The sequence below is a fragment of the Bradyrhizobium sp. CCGUVB1N3 genome, assembly GCF_024199925.1.
Taxonomy (GTDB): Bacteria; Pseudomonadota; Alphaproteobacteria; order Rhizobiales; family Xanthobacteraceae; genus Bradyrhizobium.
This window is the reverse complement of sequence record NZ_JANADR010000001.1, coordinates 8446157-8467326: the sequence shown is the minus strand read 5'-3', so window position 1 is coordinate 8467326 and position 21170 is coordinate 8446157. Positions and strand designations below refer to the sequence as shown.

Sequence of the window (21170 nt, the reverse complement as noted above, 5' to 3'; positions counted from 1 at the left end):
TGTCCTCGCCGTTATAGTCGCGCCCAATAGCTCAAAAGAGGCTTGTTTAAGAGGAGAGAAACAGAATGAAAAACATACTCCCTGGTGCATTGCGGATATTCCTCGGTGCGGCAGCGTTTGGCGCGTTGATGACCGGATCAGGCGCGGCACTTGCAGCGGATCCCATCAAGATCGGCGTGATCGCGGAGGCGCAGGCGATCGCCGGCGCATCCATCCCACAGGCCGCGCAGCTCGCGGCAGAGGAGATCAACGCCAAGGGCGGCGTCGATGGCCGCAAGATCGAGATCATCTCCTACGACAATCATTCCTCCTCGGCTGATTCAGTGCGCGCATTCCAGCGCGCGGTCAACGAAGACAAGGTCAACGCCGTCATCGCAAGCTATATCAGCGAGGTGGTGCTGGCGCTGGAGCCCTGGGCCTCACGCCTGAAGACGCCATTCGTCACGCCGGGCGCCGCCTCCAACGAGATCAGCAAGAGCGTTCACGCTGACTACGAGAAGAACAAGTACACCTTCCACGGTTACCTGACCTCGGCCGCGCTGGCGCTTTCGGTCTGCGACGCCGCCAAGGACCTCCTGGTCGACAAGATGCACATGAAGTCGGCGGTCATCATGAGCGAGGACGCCGCCTGGACCAAGCCGCTCGACGTCGGCTACGAGGAATGCCTGCCCAAGATCGGGCTGAAGGTGCTCGACCACATCCGCTTCTCGCCTGACACCACCGACTTCACGCCGATCTTCAACAAGATCGAGAGCGCCAAGCCCGACGTGATCATCACCGGCATCTCGCATGTCGGCGTGCAGCCGACCGTGCAGTGGAAGAACCAGCAGGTGCCGATCCCGATGTTCGGCATCTCCTCGCAAGCAACCAACGAGACGTTCGGCAAGGACAGCAACCAGGCAGCCGAAGGCGTGCTCTACCAAGGCGTCTCCGGCCCCGGCGTCGCGGTGACGCCGAAGTCGGTGCCGTTCGCGGAAGGTTTCCGGAAGAAGTACGGCAATTATCCGTCTTACGCGGGATACACCGCCTACGACGAGGTCTACTATATCGCCGACGCCGTGAAGCGTGCGGGCTCGACCGACGCCGACAAGCTGGTCGACGCACTGGAGAAGACCGACTGGGAAGGCACCATCGGCCGCGTCCAATTCTACGGCAAGGACGATCCGTTCACCCATTCGATCAAATACGGCAAGGGCCTGATCACCGGCCTGATGCTGCAATGGCAGGACGGCAAGCAGATCGCGGTCTGGCCCAAGGATGTCGCGAAAACCGACGTCAAGTTCCCGAGCTTCATCAAGCTCACCACGAACTGATCGGAACAGCTCCCGGGCCAACGCCCGGGAGCTTTCACATGCGGCGTACACGGCACCTTCTCTCCAAAGAAGCCGCGAGACTGCCTCTCATAGACCAGATTGCCAATCATCGATGCGAGCATTCCAGATATTGATCGATGGCTTTGCCATCAGCGCTCTCTACGCTCTCGGTGCCACCGGATTCACGCTGATCTTCGGCGTTTCCGGCGTGCTCAACCTCTCCCACGGTGCGATTATGGTGGCGGCAGCGGTGGCGGCCTGGGCCGCCGCCAGCATCTTGCATGTCGATACCTATTCCGGTGCGCTGATCGGTGTCGGGGTCGCGCTCATCACCGCCTTTGCCACCTACTTCGCGGTGGTGAAGCCGATCCAGGATTCCCGCCGCATACCCAACGAGGAGAAGGAGATCTTCGTCCTCACCGGTACGCTGCTGTGGGGGATCATGATCCAGGAGTTGATCGCCTATTTCTTCACCAACAACGCCAAGACCGTGCTGCCGATCGTCGAGGGCGTCGTCGACATTCTCGGCGTGCGCACGCCGCGTAACGAGATCTTCACCGCGGTGGTGTGCTGTCTCGTCATCGCCCTGCTCTGGCTGCTCGTGAACCGCACCCGCACCGGCAAGGCGGTGCTTGCGGCGTCGATGAACCCGCGCGGCGTCACACTGCTCGGCCTCGAGCTCACCAACATCTACATCGTGGTCTGGGCGATCTACGGCGTGCTCGCGGGCATTGCGGGCGTGCTGCTCGGGATGTTCCTAGGCGTCAGCTCCTACAGCGTGGGGCCGCTGACGGCGAGCGCGTTCTCGATCGTCGTGCTCGGCGGCCTCGGCAGCGTCTCCGGCTCGCTGATCGCGGCCTTCGTGGTCGGCTATCTCGAAACCGTCACGGCCTACCTGGTCTCGCCGGCCTATCGCACCATTCCGGCGCTGCTGCTTCTGGTGGTCGTCATGTACATCCGGCCCCAGGGCCTTCTGGGGAGGCGCTGAGATGTCCGGATTCTTCGCCTCACGCCTGTTCTTCGTCTCACTCGCGCTCGTCCTGATCGCAGCGACACTGCCGCTCTACGTCTCCGGCTACGTCCTCGGCCTGCTCACGGTCGCCTTCTATTTTGGCGTCTTCGCCATGGCCTGGGACCTCCTGTTCGGCTTCGCTGGCGAGGTCAATTTCGGACCGACTTTCCTAATCGGCGTCGGCGCCTACACGGCCGGCATTCTCAACAACCAGTTCGGCTGGTCGGTCTATCTCTGCATCGTGCTCGGCGCGCTGGCCTCGGTCATCGCCGGCCTCGTGCTGGCACTGCCGGCGCTCAGGGTGCGCGGTCCCTATTTCGGCCTGACCACGCTGGTTGCGGTCTTGATGCTCCAAAACTTCATTGTGGTGTTTGCAGATCTCACCGGCGGCGAGATCGGGCTGACCATTCCCGACGTCATCACCATCAACGCCGGCGCCAACTACTGGATCGCACTCGGTTTCATGACGATCTCGGCGGCTATCCTCTACGGCCTGTCGCAATCGCCGATCGGGCTCGTGCTGCAGGCAAGCGGCCAGGATCCGGTGCAGGCCGGCGCGCTCGGCTTCAACATCGTCAAGCACAAGCTGGCCGCGTTCATCGTCAGCGCGTTCTTCTCGGGACTGTCGGGTGCACTCCTGGTGTTCTACTTCGGCACCGCCTCGGTCGGCACCGTCGTCGACGTCGCGGTCGGCGTGAACGTCATCGTCTCGGCCGTGCTCGGGGGCCGGCGCACCGTGCTCGGCGCGGCGCTGGGCGCGATCTTCCTGATCGTCGCGGGCGAATTCCTGAGGCCAACCGGCGAGCTTGCGACCTTCATCGTCTCGGCCGTCGCCCTTCTGGTCGTGCTGTTCTTCCCCGGCGGCTTCCTCGGAGCGGCCCTCTCGCGCGAGGCTCGCTCGTGATGGACCAGAGGATTGCAAACAGAGCCGTGCTCGAAGTCCGCGGCCTCACCAAGCGCTTCGGCGGATTGACGGCGGTGAAGAATCTCGGCTTCGAGGTGAACGGCGGCGAGATCTTTGGCCTGATCGGGCCTAACGGCTCCGGCAAGTCCACCGCGATGAAGAGCGTGATGGGCATCGAGCGCCCGACCGCGGGCGAAGTGATCTTTGAAGGCGAGAACGTCGCAGGCCTTCCCGCGCACAAGATCGCGCGCAAGGGCTTTGGCATGGTGTTCCAGCACTCGCGGCCGCTGAACCGGCAGACCGTGCTGGAGAACATCATGGTGGCGCTGTTGCCGGACAGCCTGTTCATGCTGTTTCCAGACAAGGCGCTGGTCGACCGCGCCAAGTGGATCGCCGACCGCGTCGGACTTGGCGCCGTGATGAGCCGACGTCCGCCGACGCTGCCCTTTGCCGATCTGCGCCGGCTCGAGCTTGCCAAGGCGATCGCGCGCGACCCGAAGGTGGTGCTGGTCGACGAGCCCTTCGCCGGCCTGACGCGGGCCGAGGTCGACGTCTTCTCCGACCTGATCCGCAGCTTTCGCGATGAGGGCCGCGCGGTGATGCTGGTCGACCACAACGTCAAGAGCGTCGCCGCGCTCGTCGACCGCGTGCTCGCGATGTATCTCGGCGAGGAGATCGTCACCGGCAAGGCCGACGAGGTGATGAAGAACGAGACCGTACGGCGGGTCTATCTCGGCGGCGCCATCGAGACCCATGCGCGGCCCGAGACCAGCTTCAAGGACAGGGTACCGCTGCTCCAGGTCGAGAATGTCAGCGTCTATTACGGCAAGGCGCAGGCGCTGGAGAACGTCTCGATCCACGTCCATGAGGGCGAGTTCGTCTCCATCGTTGGCCTGAACAGTGCCGGCAAGACCACGCTGTTCAACACCATCTCCGGCTTCCTGCCCTATGGCGGCGAGATCCTGCGCAGCGGCGAAAAGCTGCGCGGCACGAGCGCGGCCAAGATCGCGCGCAGCGGGCTCGTGCAATGCCCGGAATCGCGTGAGCTGTTCGGCGAGATGACCGTGCGCGAAAACCTCGATCTCGGCGGCCAGCATTTGACCGACGAGGCGCGCGCGGCGCAGCTCGCCTGGCTGTTCGAGCTGTTCCCGATCCTGAAGGAACGCCAGGGCCAGTTGGCACAGACGCTGTCCGGCGGCGAGCAGCAGATGCTGGCGATCGGCCGCGCGCTGATGATGCAGCCGCAGATCCTGATTCTGGACGAGCCGACCCTGGGCCTCGCGCCCGTCATCCTCGAGCAATTGTCCAAGGCGCTGGAGAAGCTGAGACGGACCACGGCGATCACGGTGCTGCTCGGCGAGCAGAACGTCACCTTCGCCCTTCCTCACGCCGACCGCGTCTATGTGCTCGAGCATGCACGAATCGTCTGGGAAGGCGACCCCGGCCGCTTCGCCGCCGAGGCCGGCTCCGACTTTCTCTGATCACACGAACAACAAGGCAAAGGGAGACGACCATGCGACCCACGAAAAGCCTGAGCAGCACCTTCCTTCTCGCGTCCGCGCTGGCTCTATGCCTCGCCGCGCCCGCCTATGCGCAATCGAACGATCCCATCAAGATCGGCGTCGTCGCCGAGGTGCAGTCGATCGCGGGTGCTGCGACGCCGGGTGGCGCGCAAATCGCAGCCGACGAGATCAACGCCAAGGGCGGCGTGCTCGGACGCAAGATCGAGATCGTCACCTACGACAACAAGAGTTCTTCGGCCGACTCCGTGCGCGCCTTCCAGCGCGCGGTGAGCGAGGACAAGGTTTCCGCGGTGATCGCGAGCTATATCAGCGAGGTCGTGCTGGCGCTGGAGCCCTGGGCGGCGCGGCTGAAGATGCCGCTGATCACGCCGGGCGCTGCGTCGAACGAGATCACCAAGGCGATCCACAACGACTATGAGAAGAACAAATATACGTTCCATGGCTACCTGACTTCCGCCGCGCAGGCGCAGCTCGTCTGCGATGCCGCAAAGGACCTGCTTGTCGACCAGCTCAAGTTCAAGACGGTCGCGATCATGAGCGAGGACGCGGCCTGGACCAAGCCGCTCGATGTCGGCTACGAAGCCTGTCTGCCCAAGGCCGGTCTGAAGGTCGTCGAACACGTGCGCTTCTCGCCTGACACCACCGACTTCACGCCGATCTTCAACAACATGGAGAGCAAGAAGCCGGACGTGATCGTGACCGGCATCTCGCATGTCGGCGTGCAACCGACGGTGCAGTGGAAGAACCAGCAGGTGCCGATCCCGATGTTCGGCATCAGCGCGCAGGCCTTGAGCCCGACCTTCTGGAACGACACCAACGGCGCAGCCGATGGCGTGCCGTCGCTGGCGGTGGCAACGCCCGACGTTGCCGTGACGCCGAAGACGAAACCGTTCGCGGCGGCCTTCAAGGCCAAGTTCGGCACGCCGCCCGCCTATACCGGCTATACCGCCTATGACGAGGTCTACATCATCACGGATGCAATCAAGCGCGCGGGCTCGACCGATCCGGACAAGATGGTCACGGAGCTGGAGAAGACCGACTTCGAGGGCACGATCGGCCGCATCCAGTTCTACGGCAAGGACGACGAGTTCACTCACGGCATCAAGTCCGGTCCCGGCGCCGTGACCGGCCTGGTGTTTCAGTGGCAGGACGGCAAGCAGATCACGGTCTGGCCGAAGGCGATCGCGGAAGGGAAGCTCAAGTTTCCCAATTTCGTGAAGCTGTCGCAGTAAGCCTCACAACGAGCTCTACAAACGCGGATGCCCGAGCTCGTGCCGGGCATTCACTTTCTTGCATCGGTACACCGCCCGATGAAGCTCCACTTGCAAATTTGGCAGGGTCGATCAGAGTGACGGAAAGCAGCACGCGGGCAAGTTTTCAGAACCTGCGGCTCATCGTGGAGGACCCATGCTCCCCTATCTCACCCACGACCCGCGCTTCGAGCGGCTGGTCATCGGTCATGTCAATCTCGAGAAGCTTTTCACCGGTTGCCGCTGGGCCGAAGGCCCCGCCTATTTCCCGGGCGGCCGCTACCTCGTCTGGTCCGACATTCCCAACAACCGGATGATGCGGTTTGACGAGACCGATGCATCGGTGTCGGTGTTCCGCTCGCCCAGCTTCAACTCCAACGGCAATACGGTCGATCGCCAGGGACGGCTGGTCAGTTGCGAGCATTTCATGCGGCGCGTCACCCGGACCGAGCACGACGGCTCGATCACCGTGCTGGCCGACCAGTTCGACGGCCACCGGCTAAACTCGCCCAACGACGTCGTGGTCAAGTCCGACGACTCGATCTGGTTCTCCGATCCGACCTACGGCATCGACAGCGATTACGAGGGGCAGCAGAGCCCGTCCGAGATTGGCGCCAGCAACGTCTACCGGATCGATGGCAGCACCGGAAAGATCACGCGCGTTGTGTCCGACCGGGTGCAACCCAACGGACTGGCCTTCTCGCCCGACGAGACGCGGCTCTACGTCGCCGACACCGGCGCCACGCATGTTCCCGGGCTGCCCGCAACGATCTGGTCCTACAAGGTGGAGGGGCAGCAGACGACCGGAGACGCCACACTGTTCGCCACCTGCGCCGAGGGGCTCTACGACGGCTTCCGTTGCGACATCCATGGCAATATCTGGACCTCGGCAGGCCGCAGCGTCTTCTGCTACGCGCCTGATGGCACGCATATCGGCACGGTTCCGGTCGGGGAAATCGTCGCCAACGTCTGCTTCGGCGGCTCCCGCCGCAACCGGCTCTATATCTGCGGCCAGACCTCGCTGTACTCGATCTATCTCAACACGCGGGCGGCGGTTTAGGGGACGTCCGCGCCGCGTCGCCCCCTCCGCCTCGGCTAAGATGTCTTGAGCGGGAGCTTGCCGTTGATCTCTGGCACATCGAGGATGTCCCAGGCGATCTTGTTGGTATCGAGTGCGAAGTAACCATCGTTCATTGCAGGTCTCCTGTTAGACGTGGGTTGGCGTTGCAAGGAGACGGCTGTTCTCCTCGCCATTCATCTTGTCGGTGACTGTTGACCGCCGGTATTCCCGCGAGCGGGGCTACACGGCTGCTCTCGCTGCATATTGCGAGACCTCGCGCCGGCCGGCTTGATTCGTGTCGGCGTGCGGTGCGTTCGTGCGCTCCTTGATGTGATCGGCGACGAACTCCGCGTCCCGCCCGACGCCGACAAAGCGGCCCGAGCCCCAAGTGTAGAGCCAGGGCAATCCAATCACATAAGCGCCGTCGACCGACGTGATGCCTCGCTTGTGGGTTGGATAACCGGTGCCATCGAACATTGGCAGGTCGACCCAGGACCAGTCGGACCGGAAGCCGGTCGTCCAGATGATGCTGGTGATGCCGCTCGCTCCGAGATCGAGCTCCGCGGGCGCGGCGGTCGGAGACCACACGGGTTCATAGTGAGGCGTCACAGGTGCTGCGATTCCATGCTTTGCGATGTGCTCGTCGATCAGTCGGCAAATGCCATTGTAGACCCGATCGGCATTGTCGAGATTGACCTGAAGATCATCGCCAAGCTGCAAGCGGGTCCCGCGCCCGTCCCTGAGGCGGCCGTAGAGCTTCATGCCTTCGAGCGCGAACTTGCGCAGGTCGATGTCGCGGCCGCCGTCACGTCCGGTCAAATAGTGGTTGGCGTTCTTGCGAACCCCCTCCTTCAGCGAATGCTGATCGACCGGCAGATCATACTGGCCGAGATCATCGAGCCAGTCGACCGCGTCCCGGCCGCGATAGAAGCGCGGGCACCGGGGTGCGCTGCCGACGGCGAGATGCACCTTGCGCCCGGCCAGATGCAGATCCTCGGCGATCTGGCAGCCCGATTGTCCGCTTCCCACCACGAGGATCTCACCGGGCGGCAACTGATCCGGATTGCGGTAGGCCGAGGAGTGGATCTGGGTGATGGACGAATCGAGCCGCTGCGCAAACGGCGGTACTTTCGGGACGTGATAGCCACTGACGGCCAACACCACGCGATCCGCGGCGATCTCGCCGGCAGTCGTCTCGAGCATGAAGCCGCGACCGGATTGCCTGAGGTGCGTGACGGCGACGCCTTCGCGGATCGGCGCACTGATGTGCTTCGCAAAATCCTCGATATAGGAGACGATCTCGTCGCGCAGCATGAAGCCGTGCGGATCCTTGCCGGCGTAGGGAAAGCCGGGAAGCTGGCACTGCCAGTTCGGCGTCACCAGGCAGAACGCGTCCCAGCGCTGCGTCTTCCAGGAATGGGCGATGGTGTTCTTCTCCAGAACGACATGCCCGATGCCATGCTTCCTGAGCTGCGCGCTCATCGCAACGCCGGCTTGGCCGCCGCCGATCACGACGACCGGATAGTGGATGTGGAGATCAGACATGATCAGCTCCTGTCATTCTTCAAACGAGACGATGGTGACGGATGCGCCCGGCATGGCCTCGAACTGCGCGGCCGTTGCCTCGATCCGGGCGAGTTGCCCGAGCGCGCGCGAGCAGAGAAAGCCGTACTTCTCGCGGACACGCTCGGCCGCGATCGTCAGCGCAATGCGGCTGCGTTCGCGAAAATCAGCGAGCGCATAGGTCGTGCCCGGGACGAAATGATCCTTGATGACGAGCGAGGGCGAATAGCAGGCCTCGCTCCGCTCATCGGGCCAGCGCACGTGGAACTGCATTTCAGGCATAATGCACCTCGCGCATGTCCTGATAGGTCGCCAGGTGAGCCTTGGCTGTGCGGCTCCAGTCGTGACGCCGCGCGACCCTGAGGCCGTTCGCGATCAGGCCCGAGCGCAGGGGCTCGGCGAGCGCGCTGAGGATGGCATCCGCGATCGAGCCCGCGTGATGCGGATTGCACCAGGCGACATCGTCGGGGCCGAGATATTCCGTGAACGGTGCAATGTGCGACACCACCGCCGGCACACCGCTGGCCATCGCTTCCAGGACGGCCAGGCCAAAACCTTCACGCAAGGACGGAAACGCCAGCACATTGGCGAGGCGATAGAGCGACGGCATCTCGGCATCCACCAGCGGACCGGTTTCGATCACCGTATCCGCCGGCAGTCCGGCGTCCCGCAGTCTCGACTTGAACTGTTGCCGGTAGAGACCATGGTCGAGGAGCGACGCGCCGCCGGCGATGACGAGCTGCGCCGACCGGTGCATGGCGTGCACCTGCTGGAAGGCATCGAGAATGCCGAGCGTATTCTTGCGCTGCTCGACGCCGCCGATCGAGAGCAGGATCGGACCTGCGCGAAGGCCGAGCCGGGCGCGCAGAACCTGGTCCGCGGATGCCGAGACGGTCGAGTAGCGCGCCGTGTCGACGCCGTTACCGACAAGCGTCGCCGCACGGGACATCTCCGCTTTCAGCTGCTCCTGCCAGAACCGGCTGACGACGAACAGGCCGTCGGCGTGAACGATCGAGCGACGATCGAGCTCGCGCAGCCGCTCGTCCCTGAATGCATCGATGTGATGGACGGTGCGGACATAGCGCTGGATCAGGCCGCGCTCCTTGAGTGTCGCAAGCGCGTTGCCGGAGATGCCGTCCTGGGCGTGGAAGACGTCGTACTGCGGATGCGCCGGATCCTCGAAATGCCTGACATAGTCCGCAATGCGCGCCTCGACCATTGCGACGACGTCGCCCGATGCGGGCGATGCAGGCACGGAGCGCGTCGACGCGACGCTGCGGCGGAAGAAGCCTTTGCCTGTGGGGTCTGGCGCATGCACGACCGGCCTGTGGCCGAGATGCGCCAGGGCGTCCGCAAGCGCAAGCGCGTGCACCACGCCACCGCGCGGATTGGTCGAGTGTGTGAGGATCGCGATACGAAGCTGGGACGCACCGCCGCTCATGCCACGCTCCGTCGCTGATTGCGCTGACCTGGCGCACAGCCGATCAGGGGCTGCGCCGCGAAGTCCCAGACCGTTGCGCGGTTGGAAGCGGCGCGAATGTCAACGGTCGTCCCTACACTGACCTCTCCGATCACGGCCGTTGCGATGCCGCGTCGCTCGAAGCGCGAAAGGGTCTCGTCGACGTATTCGGGCTTCACCGACAGGAGATAGCCGAAGCTCGGAAACGTCAGCAGCCAGCGCTCGAGCGGCGCACCGGCGGGAATCGGAATCGCCTCAATGTCCAGCGTGATGGCGACTTGCGAACACTCGGCCAGCATCGCCGCAGTCCCGACGATACCGCCCTGGCTGATGTCCTTGGCTGCGAGCGCAAGTCCGGACTCGGCAATGGACGGCAGGATCTCCAGATCGCCCCGCAACCGTTCCGCCGGTGCGTCCGTCGCGGCCTCCCAGTTCGCGAACGGCTCGCGGTAGCGCCCGCGCAGATCGATCGCCGCAACAAGCTTGTCACCCGCCCGGGCGTCGAAGCTGGTGAGAAGCCGCCTGGCACGGCCGAGGATCGCGACGGCAAACTGGCTCTGGCTGCTGCGCACATTGGTATGCCCGCCGATAACCGGCACACCGAAAGTCTTCGCAGCAGCTTTCAATCCTTCGAGAATGGGCGCGGCCTTGTCCTCACCGTTGGACCAGATCGCATTGACGATAGCGGTCGGCCGTCCGCCCATCGCGGCGACGTCGGAAATGTTGACCATGGCGCCGCACCAGCCGGCAAACCAGGGGTCCGCGGCGACGAATTCGTTCATGAAGCCTTCGATGGCGAACAGAGTGTAGCCGTCGCCATCTGGGATGGCCGCACAGTCATCTCCCACCGCGATGACGTCGCTACCCGACAGATCGAGCGCGGCCGCAACAGCCGCAATGTCTGCCTTGGCCGCGATGCCGCGGCTTTGGCGGAGCCTTTCGGCGAGGCTTGTGAGTGCGGCGTCCGTCAACATGATCAGGCCGCCAGCTTCGCAAGCGACAGGAAGCCGGTCTCGGGCGTCTGGAACGGCGGATAGTGATCGAGGTCGGCCTCCATGCGATGATGCGGCCGGCCGTGGAGATCGAACTCGCCGAGCGAGCGCCAGTGCATGTGCTGGAACAGGAGAGCGTTCTGGCTCTGCACATTGGCAAGGAAGCGGCGGCAACCGCGCGCATGGGCGGAGGAGACGGCGAGCCGGATCAGGCCGGCACCGACGGCGCTGAGCCGTCGATAGTTCTTTTCAACGGCAAGTCGTGAGCCCCACCACACGTCCGCCTCGTGCTCGTCGGCGTGGATGCGCACGGTGCCGACGACCTCATCCTCGGCCACGCCGAGCAGCGACACCGCCACGAGCGGAATGGCGACCTCGTCGACCGCGTCGCGATCATCGCCCGCAAACACGTGCTGCTCCTCGCAGAACACCTTGTGCCGCAAAGCGCTAGCGGCGCTTCGCTCCCAGATCTCGGTTGCGAATTTGACCTGGAATTCGGGCGCGACAAACGGTTTGAACGGCTCGAACATCATGCGCTTGCTCCGCGTTCGTAGGTGGACAGGGCCGAGCAGGCGCCGCATTTGCCGCAGCCTGCCTTGATGTCGGTCGCGCTCAGGCCGCCGGCGCGCAGCATTTCGGCCAGCGGACGCAGGATCTCATGCATGAGGGCCGGAGACGGCGTCGGATGACTTTCCAGCGGCGTGCCGGCGATGGGCACAAAGGGGACCACGAAAGGATAGACGCCGACATCGATGAGCCGGCGCGATAGCGCGAGAATCTCGGAAGGCTCATCGCCAAGGCCCGCGAGGATGTAAGTCGAGACCTGCCCGCGCCCGAAGACCGGGACGGCAGCAGCGAAGGCGTCCATATAAGCCTCGATCGACACCTGCGCCTTGCCCGGCATGATCCTCTGCCGCACGGCGGGCCCGATCACCTCCAGATGCATGCCGAGCGCGTCGACGCCAGCATCCTTCATGCGCTGAAACCAGGCATCGTCATCGGGTGGCTCGCATTGCGCCTGGATCGGCAGGTCGACGGCGGTTTTGACCGCCTGCGCACTCTCCGCAAGGATGCCGGCGCCGCGGTCGGTGGTATGCGGCGTGCCCGTCGTCATCACCATGTGGCGGACACCATCGAGCTCGACGGCCGCCTTGGCGACTTCGGCAAGCTGCGCCGGCGTCTTGCGCTCGACCGTGCGTCCCGCCGCAAGCGATTGCCCGATGGCGCAGAACTGGCAGGTCTTGGTGCGGCTCTGGTAGCGAATGCAGGTCTGGAGCACGGTCGTGGCGAGCACGTCCCGCCCGTGCAGCGTCGCGATCTTCCAGTAAGGGATGCCGTCCTCGGTCGTGCGGTCGTAGAATTTTGGCCGCAACGGAAACGAGACGTCGGCGAGCACCACGCCGTCGCGCGAGATGCGGCTGCGCCCGGCCGCGTCCGGCCGTTCGACAAGATACGGACTCTCGAAGGCGGGCGCATTGTGGACCGGAATCATCACGGTCGCGCCGTCGATCGTGAACGGCGTGTGATCGGACGGTCCGGCGCCGCCGCGGCGGCCGGTTCCGCCGGTCTTGGGATCAGCGAGCCGGACCCCGAAGGACTGCAACTCGTTGATCAGTTGCTCGGTCGGCATCGCCTTGGGTTGCGGCATCTGCGGTCTCATCTGATTGGTCTCCCGGAATGGGCATGAGGCGGTTCGGGTGAAAGCCGTGCATCGGGCGCGCGGGTCGGTCGTTCAGCACCAGCGAAAGCAGCTCCGGCCGGGCGTAATGGCCGACCGAATCCATCATCCGCTTGCGCTTGGTGATCAGTGCGAGATCGAGATCGGCGACGAGGATCCCTTCGCCGCTGGTCAGCGGCGGCACCAAATGATTGCCTTCCGGCGACACGATCGCGGTCATGCAGCCGCCGCGCAGGCCTTTGCGCAGACCTTCCTCGGGCGAGATTTTAGCAATCTGCTCCTCGGTCAGCCATCCGGTGGCGTTGACGACGAAGCAGCCGCTCTCCAGCGCATGATGACGGATCGTCACCTCGATCTGGTCGGCAAAGACCTGCCCGACCAGCGATCCCGGAAACTGCGCGGCATGGATTTCTTCATGCTGGGCCATCAGCGCGTAGCGGGCGAGCGGGTTGTAATGCTCCCAACAGGCCAGCGCACCGACACGGCCGACCGCCGTCTCGACCACCTTCAAGCCGGCGCCATCGCCCTGCCCCCAGATCATGCGCTCATGGAACGTCGGGGTGATCTTGCGGCGCTTGAGCAGAAGCGCCCCGTTCGCGTCGAACACGAGCTGGGTGTTGTAGAGCGAGCCGTGATCGCGCTCGTTGACGCCGAGCACCACCACCATGCCATGACGCTTGGCCGCTTGGGCCACGGCGTCAGTGACGGGGCCCGGCACGACGACGGCGTTGTCGTAGAGCTGGATGTGCTCGGCGCCGCTGAGCACCGGCGGACGGACGAAGGAGAAATACGGATACCAGGGAACGAACGTCTCCGGAAAAACGGCGAACTGGACTCCCTTGCCGGCCGCCTCTGCGATGGCCGCCAGAATCCGGTCGACCGTTCCGGTCGGCGTCTCCAGATCCGGCGCGATCTGTATCGCGCCAGCTCTGATCGTGCGTTTCGCTGTCACTGCGCTCCTCCCTCGTCCGTCGCGTGAGCCAACCGAGGTCAGACGGTCCAGGTGTGGATCATGAACGCATCGTCCCTGCGGTGGAGCAGGATGAGATCGAGCACATCGAGCGGATTGATCGGCCGGATGCCAGGAATGAGCGACGGCTCGCCATGGCCGTAGAGCGCCTGCAGCGCGAACCGGCAGGCATAGACCTTGCCGCCCTCGTCCATGAATTTCGCAAGCTGGTTGTTGAAGTTCTGCGCGCCGGGAAACGCTTCGTCGCCGATCTTCGGGAAGCCGCGCTGAATGCCGAGCGTGACGCCCGGACCGTAGAGCAGGACCGACGTCTCAAAACCCTTCCGCTTCAGGCGCAACGCCTGGAGAATGTTGACGAGGCCGATGGAGCCCTCGAACGCGACGGTGTGGAAGGTGACCAGCGCCTTCTCACCCGGTTTTGCTTTGACGTCCTCGAAAACCTTCTCTTCATAATCGACAAGAAAGTCGCCCTTCTGACGCGCGGGCATGTTCACTGCTGGCATAGACACCTCCTGTTCACGTCCGGGCCTCCCGGATCGAGATCAGGTTTTGCAATCAATGTGCCAAGCGGCGTTCTGCACTACAAATCATCACGACATACAATTTACATTCAATTATGCAGTCACTGTTGACTGGAGACCTGACTGGATTTGAATATGCTTGCGCTACGGTCGAAAAATACTGCCTGAAAAATACTGAGCAGCGCGCTCGATCGTTGTGCAACACACCGGACAGGCCGCCTCTCAAAGGCAACCAACGAGCCCAACACAATTGCGTTGAAGCTTGCAACAATATACAGTCAATTCTACTGACGTAATTCCTGGGACTGAGCAATGGCCGATTGGCGACCCGATCTCTCGAACAGCGACAAACCTCGTTATCTCGCAATCGCAGATGCGATTGCCGACGATATCGCCGCCGGACGGCTTGTGATCGGTGACCGCTTGCCGCCGCAACGGAAGTTGGCGAAGCGCCTCGATGTCGATTTCACCACCGTTGCACGCGGCTATGTCGAGGCTCAGAAGCGCGGGCTGATCGAATCGAAGGTCGGACAGGGAACCTTCGTTCGTGACAAGCCGCGCCCGCGGCGCTCGGCGACGAGCTTCCCGCCCCGCCCTGTCGACCTGTCGATGAACCTGCCGCCCGAGCCCGATGATCCCGAACTGATCGAGCGCATGCAGGCCGGCGCGGAGCACGTGCTGCGCGACATCGTATCGCTGCTGCGCTACCAGGGTTTTGGCGGCACGCAGGCCGACAAGGATGCCGCGTCGAGCTGGCTCGGCCGCCGCGCGCTGGTGCCGGCACAGAGCCGCATCTTCGTCTCGCCGGGGGCGCATCCGGCGCTGCTCGGCATCCTCTCGATCCTGGCGAAAGCAGGCGAAGTGGTGCTGTGCGAGGCCATCACCTATCCCGGGATCAGATCCATCGCCGCGCAGCTCGGCATCACCCTCGTCGGCCTGCCGATGGATGACGACGGCATTGAGCCGCAGGCGCTGACCGATGCCTGCAAGAAACTGAAGCCCAAGGCCATCTACCTCAATCCGACGCTGCAGAACCCCACGACCCTGACGATTCCGGACCCGCGACGGCGCGAGATCGTGGCAATCGCACGGCGGTTCAAGCTGCCGATCATCGAGGATGACGCCTATGGCTTCATTCCCGAGCACGGCCACGGCCACGCGCCCTTCGCTGCGATCGCGCCCGATCTGACCTGGCACGTCGCGGGACTGGCAAAATGCATCGGCGCTGGATTGCGGACCGCCTATGTCGTCGTGCCCGATACGCGCTCGGCCTGGCCGTTTGCCTCTGCGTTGAGGTCGGCGACCGTGATGGCCTCGCCACTCACCGTGGCGCTCGCTACGCGATGGATCGAAGACGGCACCGCGGATACGATGTTGCGGTTCATCCGCGCCGAGACCTCGGCGCGGCAGAAGCTTGCCGCCGAAATCCTGCCCAAGGGGTCCTATCGCGGCGATCCCCTGAGCTTCAACCTATGGGTTGCACTGCCCGAACCATGGAACCGGTCGGCTTTCGTGGAGCATATGCGGCAGACCGGCATCGGTGTCGTCGCAAGCGACGCCTTTGTCGTGAGCGACCCGCCTCCCGAGGCCGTGAGAGTATGCATCGGCGGACCCGCGACCCGGGCCCAGATCAGAGTCGCACTCGAGTACACCGCTCATGCGCTGGTCGAAACGCCCGCTCTGGCATCGTCGTTTCTCTGATCCATCAAATGTGCGCTCGCGCGTCGCTCAGCTCGTGACGCGTTCGCCGCGCCCATAGACCAGCAGCATGAAGATAATGACGAGGCCGTATATCACCTGCCGGCCGGCTTCGGGCATGTCCATGATCGACAGCACGCTGTTGAGCAGCACGATCAGCACGACCCCGATCAGCGTGCCGAGATAGCGGCCGCGGCCGCCCAGGATGTTGGTGCCACCGATCACCACCGCCGCGATCGACGGCAGCAGATAGGCGTCGCCCATGCCCTGATAGGCTTTTGTGGAATAGCCTGCGAGCAGGACGCCGGCGAGCGCGGCCGCGACACCGCAGATGACGAAGCAGACCACGGTAACGCGACGCGTGTCGACGCCGGCGAGATACGCCGCCGCCTCCTTGTTGCCGATGGCATAGATGTAACGGCCGAGTGCCGTGCGCTGGAGCATGACGGCGACCAGCACCGACACCGCAGCCCAGACGAACAACGCATTGGGGATGCCGAGCGTGCGGTCGGCGGCGAGCGTCCGCATCAAATCGGTGGCGGCCGTCTGCGGCGCGTAGCCTCCGGTATGGGCAACCATCAGTCCGCGCATCACCGCATTGACGCCCAGCGTGAAGATCATCGACGGCACGCGCAGATAGGCAACCCCGATGCCGTTGACGAGCCCGACCAGAAGCCCGATCCCGAGGCCAACGGGAATGGCAAGCGGTCCGCCGATCGACGTCGCCATCATGGCGGCGGCTGCGAGCGTCCACGGCACCGACAGGTCGATCTGGGCGATCAGGATCACGATCATCATGCCGGCCGCCACGATGCCGAGGAAGGCGCCGATCTGAAGCTGCTGCAACAGATAGGTCGGCGACAGCAGCGGCGCGCTGCCGAAACGGGCGAACGTGTAAACGGTGCCCGCCACCAGGATGACCAAGATGAACAGCGCCGCAATCAGGATCGGGCGGTCGTCGCGCGAGAGGCTGAGAGAGGCCGACGTCATCGGAAGAGCTCCAGCGTGTTCCTGACGCGCAAGACGCCGAGCGCGCCGATGCTGACCGCCGCCAGCAGGATCAGGCCCTCGAACAGCGGTTGCAGCAGGGGCGCAATATCGAAGATGCGAAAGAAGAAGGAGATCACGCGCAGGATCATCGCCCCGAAGATCGAGCCGATCGCGCTGCCGGTGCCGCCGAGCAGCGACGTGCCGCCGATCACGACGGAGGCGATGGAGTTGAGCGTATAGGCGCCGGCCTGCGGAATGTCGGCATTGCCCGAGGAGGTCTGGATGGCCAGGAAAAGTCCTCCGCAACCGGCGAAGAAGCCGGCAAGCGTGAAGGCCGCGATCTTGGCGCGGTCGATGGGCAGTCCCGACATATAGGCCGCACCTTCCGCCGAGCCGACCGCATAGACGGCGCGGCCGAGCACCGAGCGACGGAACGGCACCCAGACGAGGAGCGCGATCAGGACCAGCAGCACGAAAGGCACCGGAATCCAGGCCACCGGTGCAAACCAGCTTGCGGCACCATCGTCGAAAATGTGCACGGTCGCGGCGAAATCGCCGAGCGAATTGGTCAGCGCCCAGTTGAGATCCTCGTCGATCTTGCCGCCCGGCGTCGGCCGCAGGAACAGCGCGATGCCGATATAGACCGCACCGGTCGCGAGCGTGGCAATGATCGGCTGGATGCGTCCATAAACGACGACGCAGCCGTTGACGAAGCCGGCCAGTGCGCCGATGGCGAGGCACACCACGATTCCGAGCAGAATTCCGCCGATGCCGCCGGGAAATGTGCCGAGGAAAAGATGCAGGCCGAAGATATCGAGATGCAGCGGCGCCCCTCCCGCCGCCCCCGTGAGCAGGTAGCTCGCAAAGCATCCCACCATGGTCATGACGGCGCCGACCGAGAGATCGAGCCCCGACGCCAGCACCGGGACGGTCTGGGCCATGGCCAGCATGGCTAGCGCAAAGATCTCGTCGCCGTTCTGCACCAGCACGGCCGAGGAGAAGCCCTTGGGGTGCGCGAGGTTGTAGAGGACATAGAGGACGCAGAACAAAAGGACGGCGGTGACGATGCCGACGTTCTGGCGGACGCGGATGGCAACATCGTCAAGCATGGACGGCTCCGACACCCGCCGACGCTGCGGCATCGATGTTCAGCGCGCTCGCGATGATATTGGTCTCGGTGAGTTCATCGCCCTCGAGCTCGCGCACGATACGGCCGTCATACATGATCGCCACCCTGTCGCAACAGCCGATCAATTCGTCATAGTCGGTCGAGTAGAACAGGATGGCGGCGCCCTGGTCGGCGAGCTCGCGCATCAGCCGGTAGAGCTCCTGCTTGGTGCCGACGTCGATACCGCGCGTGGGATCGTTGAGCAGGATGATGCGCGGCTCGGTCATCAGCCATTTGGCGAGCACCACCTTCTGCTGGTTGCCGCCCGACAGCGTCGAGACCGCATCGCCGGGCGCGCCGATCTTGATCTGGAGCCGCGCAATGGCGCGCTTGACGGCTTCGCTCTCCTTGGCACGGTCGACCAGAGGTCCGGTCGAGATCGCGTCGAGCGAGGCGACCACCAGATTGTCGGCAATCGACATCGGCAGCATCAGGCCTTCCGTCTTGCGATCCTCGGGCACCAGTGCAATGCCCGCCGACTTCGCTGCTGCCGGGGAGCCTGGCCGCACCTCGCGATCCTCGACCGAGACGCGCCCGGAGATGCCGCGCAGCACGCCAAAAAGCGCGAGCAGGAGGGATTTCTGGCCCTGGCCGTCGAGGCCGCCGAGACCAACGATCTCGCCGGCGCCGACGCGAAGCGAGATGCGGTCGAGACGACCTTCCCAGGACAGGTTGTCGAGCGCCAGCATCGGCTTCACCGAGGTACGGGCCGGCTTGGCAGGGTATTGAGCCGCGATGTCGCGACCGATCATGAGCTGAACGATCTCTGCGGTCGAGCGCCTGCCCTTGTCGAAGGTTTCGATATGGCGCCCGTTGCGGAACACGGAGGCACGGTCGGCAAGCGCCTCGACCTCATGCATGCGGTGCGAGATGTAGAGAATGGCAACGCCCTCGGACTTGAGCCGCGCCAGCATCGCATAGACCTTCTCCACGTCGGCGCTGGTGAGCGCCGAGGTCGCCTCATCCAGGATCAAAAGTTGCGGCTTCTTGCCGAGCGCCTTGGCGATCTCGACGATCTGGCGGCGTGACAGCGGCAAGTCGCGGACGCGCATCAGCGGGTTGACGTCCTCGCACCCGATCTCGGCCAGCAGCTCCTCGGCGCGGCGGCGCTGCGCCCGCGCATCGATCAGGCCGAATCGGCGCGGCGGCGAAGCGATCGAGATGTTGTCCGCGACCGAGAGGTCGGGCATCAGCGACAGTTCCTGAAAGATGCAGACAACACCGGCCGCATTGGCGGCCGATGGCGTCGCGAAGCTCACCTCATGTCCGTCGAGCCGCATGCGGCCGCTGTCGGGCTGCACCACGCCGGCGATGATCTTGATCAGCGTCGATTTGCCAGCGCCGTTCTCGCCCAGCACGGCGTGGATCTTGCCGCGTTCACAGGCGAAGTCGACGGCCTCGAGCGCCCGCACGCCGGCGTAGCGTTTGGAAATGCCGGACAGCTCGAGGAAGGCTCCGTGTGTCAGCACCGCATCCGACATGGCGCCTCCTCACGCAGCGGCGGCCCGGCCAAGGCCGGGCCGCAAGCATGACATCTCCAGCCTTGTCACTGGGTGTTCTTTTCGCTTTGCGACATGATCTCCGGCGCGGTGAAATTCACGCCGCAGGGCGTGAACTGGTTCGGCGCGAAGAAGTTCGCGTTGAGGTCGGGCCAGTAATTGGTGCCAGGCTTGAGATCCTTGTAGGTCGCGACCGGAATCGGGATCGAGATCAGCTGCGGCATCGGATTGCCCTGAAGCGCCGAGATTGCCGCCTTCATGGCAATGGCGACCAGCGCCGGCGACTGACCGTAGGACATGCCCTTGAGACCGTCCTTGGCGTGATCGGCGATCTGCTTGCGAAACTCGTTCTCGCCCTCACCCGACATCGGCACGAAGGGATGCTTGGCCGACATCATCGCCTGCACGGTGCCGTCGGAGCCGCCTTGCGTGAACACGCCGTCGAAATGACCGTGCACCGCAAGCGCGTCCGCCGTCACCTTCTGCGAGGTGCCGGTATCCCAATTGCCGACCACTTCGGTGATCTTGAAGCTGTTGCCGGGCGCTTCCATCACCTCGCGGAAGCCGATATGGCGATCACGGTCGACGGAATTGCCGGGCAGGCCACGGACCTCGAGGATGTCGCCGGACTTCTTGCCGCTCTCATCCATGATCCACTTCGCCGACATGCGGCCCATTTCCTTCTGGTCCTCGTTGACCATCATCACCTTGTCGGTGTCGAGGACGTTGTCGAAGGGAACGACCACCACGTTGTTCTTGTCGGCGAGACGGATGATGCGGTCGAAGCCGTCGGGCGCCACCGCGATGGTGACGATGCCGTCAAAACCCTGATTGATGAAGTCCTCCATCGCGCCGAGTTGCGCTGCAACATCGGTGCCGGTCGAGACCACCTTGAACTCCTTGATGTTCTCCTTGATGCCGGGCTGCTCGGCAAAAGCCTTCGCCGTCTTCACCATCTGGATGCGCCAGGTGTTGCCGACGAAACCGTTGACGAGGGCGATCTTGTAGGGCCCCGGCTTCTTATCCCACTGGAATATCTTGGTCTGGCTCGACCAAGGCTTGAAACATCCGGGATCGGCGCCCGGACCGGACACCACCTTGGGGCCTGCCAAAGCACTGACCGGGGATAGCAGGAGACCGGCGCAAGCCAGCCCTGCAAGACGATGCGTCCATTCCATGTCCCTTCTCCTTGAGCGTTTTGCGTTTCCAACCCTTAAACTGGCGCGATGGCCATGCCGGGAATTGGGCTTCCCATGCAATTTGCCCGGCTAGGATGGCACGCAACCCGCGATGCGCACAAGCCGAACGCCGCTCGTCGCCCTCGGCTTGCGCCGAACAGGCCAGCGAAAATCCATCACAAAAACGGGAGGCGGTGCGGCCTCGCACAGCGCGTGTGAGGACGCACCGATGAAGGCGCAAAAAGAATGATACTCAGGGGAAAATGATCGCGGTGGGCGCCGAGCCTCCAGTGCGATGCGACACGTGATCCGGAAATCCCGGCAGCGATCGCCGGCGCAGCACATCGCGGCATGTCCGAATTGCCTAGCGCGGCGCATGTTGACTTTCCACC

General features: G+C 64.1%; 19 protein-coding genes. 7 read left to right on the top strand and 12 right to left on the bottom strand.

Going from position 1 to position 21170, the window contains the following annotated elements; all coding sequences use genetic code 11:
* Nucleotides 1–65 precede the first annotated feature (65 nt).
* The 6 genes from NLM33_RS39980 to NLM33_RS39955 all read left to right on the top strand — a co-directional run bounded on the left by NLM33_RS39980 (nt 66) and on the right by NLM33_RS39955 (nt 7062).
* On the top strand, nt 66–1313 hold the full coding sequence (locus NLM33_RS39980; protein WP_371930047.1) for an ABC transporter substrate-binding protein: 1248 nt from the start codon (nt 66–68) through the stop codon (nt 1311–1313).
* A 112-nt stretch (nt 1314–1425) separates the two neighbouring features.
* Complete coding sequence (locus tag NLM33_RS39975; RefSeq protein ID WP_254103918.1) at nt 1426–2301, top strand: branched-chain amino acid ABC transporter permease; 876 nt, start codon at nt 1426–1428, stop codon at nt 2299–2301.
* 1 nt (nt 2302) lies between these two features.
* A complete protein-coding gene (locus NLM33_RS39970; protein ID WP_254103916.1) occupies nt 2303–3229 on the top strand; it encodes a branched-chain amino acid ABC transporter permease in 927 nt (308 codons plus the stop codon).
* Nucleotides 3229–4710, top strand: coding sequence for an ATP-binding cassette domain-containing protein (locus NLM33_RS39965; protein WP_254103914.1), 1482 nt, complete (start codon nt 3229–3231; stop codon nt 4708–4710). Before NLM33_RS39970 ends, NLM33_RS39965 begins: the two co-directional genes overlap by 1 nt.
* Before the next feature lie 32 nt (nt 4711–4742).
* Nucleotides 4743–5984, top strand: a complete 1242-nt coding sequence (locus NLM33_RS39960) for an ABC transporter substrate-binding protein (RefSeq protein ID WP_254103913.1) — start codon at nt 4743–4745, stop codon at nt 5982–5984.
* A gap of 175 nt (nt 5985–6159) precedes the next feature.
* Entirely contained in the window at nt 6160–7062 is a 903-nt protein-coding gene (locus NLM33_RS39955) for an SMP-30/gluconolactonase/LRE family protein (RefSeq protein WP_254103912.1), read from the top strand.
* Nucleotides 7063–7302: 240 nt separating this feature from the next.
* Here NLM33_RS39955 and NLM33_RS39950 read toward each other — a convergent pair whose 3' ends face one another.
* Genes NLM33_RS39950 through NLM33_RS39915 form a run of 8 tightly spaced genes read right to left on the bottom strand, consistent with a single transcriptional unit; the run spans nt 7303 to nt 14227 of the window.
* Nucleotides 7303–8607, bottom strand: a complete 1305-nt coding sequence (locus NLM33_RS39950) for an MSMEG_0569 family flavin-dependent oxidoreductase (RefSeq protein WP_254103911.1) — start codon at nt 8605–8607, stop codon at nt 7303–7305.
* A gap of 12 nt (nt 8608–8619) precedes the next feature.
* On the bottom strand, nt 8620–8907 hold the full coding sequence (locus NLM33_RS39945; RefSeq protein ID WP_254103909.1) for an MSMEG_0570 family nitrogen starvation response protein: 288 nt from the start codon (nt 8905–8907) through the stop codon (nt 8620–8622).
* The gene (locus NLM33_RS39940; RefSeq protein ID WP_254103907.1) at nt 8900–10066 is read right to left on the bottom strand and encodes an MSMEG_0565 family glycosyltransferase; all 1167 of its coding nucleotides are present in this window, start codon (nt 10064–10066) and stop codon (nt 8900–8902) included. Before NLM33_RS39940 ends, NLM33_RS39945 begins: the two co-directional genes overlap by 8 nt.
* Nucleotides 10063–11058 (bottom strand): sll0787 family AIR synthase-like protein, encoded by a 996-nt coding sequence (locus NLM33_RS39935; protein ID WP_254103905.1) that lies wholly within the window; start codon nt 11056–11058, stop codon nt 10063–10065. The genes NLM33_RS39940 and NLM33_RS39935 overlap by 4 nt, the downstream gene beginning before the upstream one ends.
* A gap of 2 nt (nt 11059–11060) precedes the next feature.
* Nucleotides 11061–11609, bottom strand: coding sequence for an MSMEG_0567/Sll0786 family nitrogen starvation N-acetyltransferase (locus tag NLM33_RS39930; protein ID WP_254103904.1), 549 nt, complete (start codon nt 11607–11609; stop codon nt 11061–11063).
* Nucleotides 11606–12724, bottom strand: a complete 1119-nt coding sequence (locus NLM33_RS39925; protein ID WP_254103902.1) for an MSMEG_0568 family radical SAM protein — start codon at nt 12722–12724, stop codon at nt 11606–11608. The genes NLM33_RS39930 and NLM33_RS39925 overlap by 4 nt, the downstream gene beginning before the upstream one ends.
* Nucleotides 12651–13706, bottom strand: a complete 1056-nt coding sequence (locus tag NLM33_RS39920; protein ID WP_254103900.1) for a Nit6803 family nitrilase — start codon at nt 13704–13706, stop codon at nt 12651–12653. The genes NLM33_RS39925 and NLM33_RS39920 overlap by 74 nt, the downstream gene beginning before the upstream one ends.
* Before the next feature lie 38 nt (nt 13707–13744).
* Nucleotides 13745–14227 carry an MSMEG_0572/Sll0783 family nitrogen starvation response protein gene (locus tag NLM33_RS39915; protein WP_027526573.1) on the bottom strand — a complete coding sequence of 161 codons (483 nt, stop codon included), beginning with the start codon at nt 14225–14227 and terminating at the stop codon, nt 13745–13747.
* A 330-nt stretch (nt 14228–14557) separates the two neighbouring features.
* Here NLM33_RS39915 and NLM33_RS39910 point away from each other — a divergent pair, with 330 nt between their 5' ends.
* The gene (locus NLM33_RS39910; protein WP_254103898.1) at nt 14558–15946 is read left to right on the top strand and encodes a PLP-dependent aminotransferase family protein; all 1389 of its coding nucleotides are present in this window, start codon (nt 14558–14560) and stop codon (nt 15944–15946) included.
* Nucleotides 15947–15973: 27 nt separating this feature from the next.
* Here NLM33_RS39910 and NLM33_RS39905 read toward each other — a convergent pair whose 3' ends face one another.
* The 4 genes from NLM33_RS39905 to NLM33_RS39890 form a co-directional block, all read right to left on the bottom strand.
* Complete coding sequence (locus NLM33_RS39905; protein ID WP_254103896.1) at nt 15974–16933, bottom strand: ABC transporter permease; 960 nt, start codon at nt 16931–16933, stop codon at nt 15974–15976.
* Complete coding sequence (locus NLM33_RS39900; protein ID WP_254103894.1) at nt 16930–18042, bottom strand: ABC transporter permease; 1113 nt, start codon at nt 18040–18042, stop codon at nt 16930–16932. The genes NLM33_RS39905 and NLM33_RS39900 overlap by 4 nt, the downstream gene beginning before the upstream one ends.
* Nucleotides 18035–19582, bottom strand: a complete 1548-nt coding sequence (locus NLM33_RS39895) for a sugar ABC transporter ATP-binding protein (protein WP_254103892.1) — start codon at nt 19580–19582, stop codon at nt 18035–18037. The genes NLM33_RS39900 and NLM33_RS39895 overlap by 8 nt, the downstream gene beginning before the upstream one ends.
* A gap of 65 nt (nt 19583–19647) precedes the next feature.
* Nucleotides 19648–20778 carry a sugar ABC transporter substrate-binding protein gene (locus tag NLM33_RS39890; RefSeq protein WP_254103891.1) on the bottom strand — a complete coding sequence of 377 codons (1131 nt, stop codon included), beginning with the start codon at nt 20776–20778 and terminating at the stop codon, nt 19648–19650.
* Between the last annotated feature and the right edge of the window lie 392 nt (nt 20779–21170).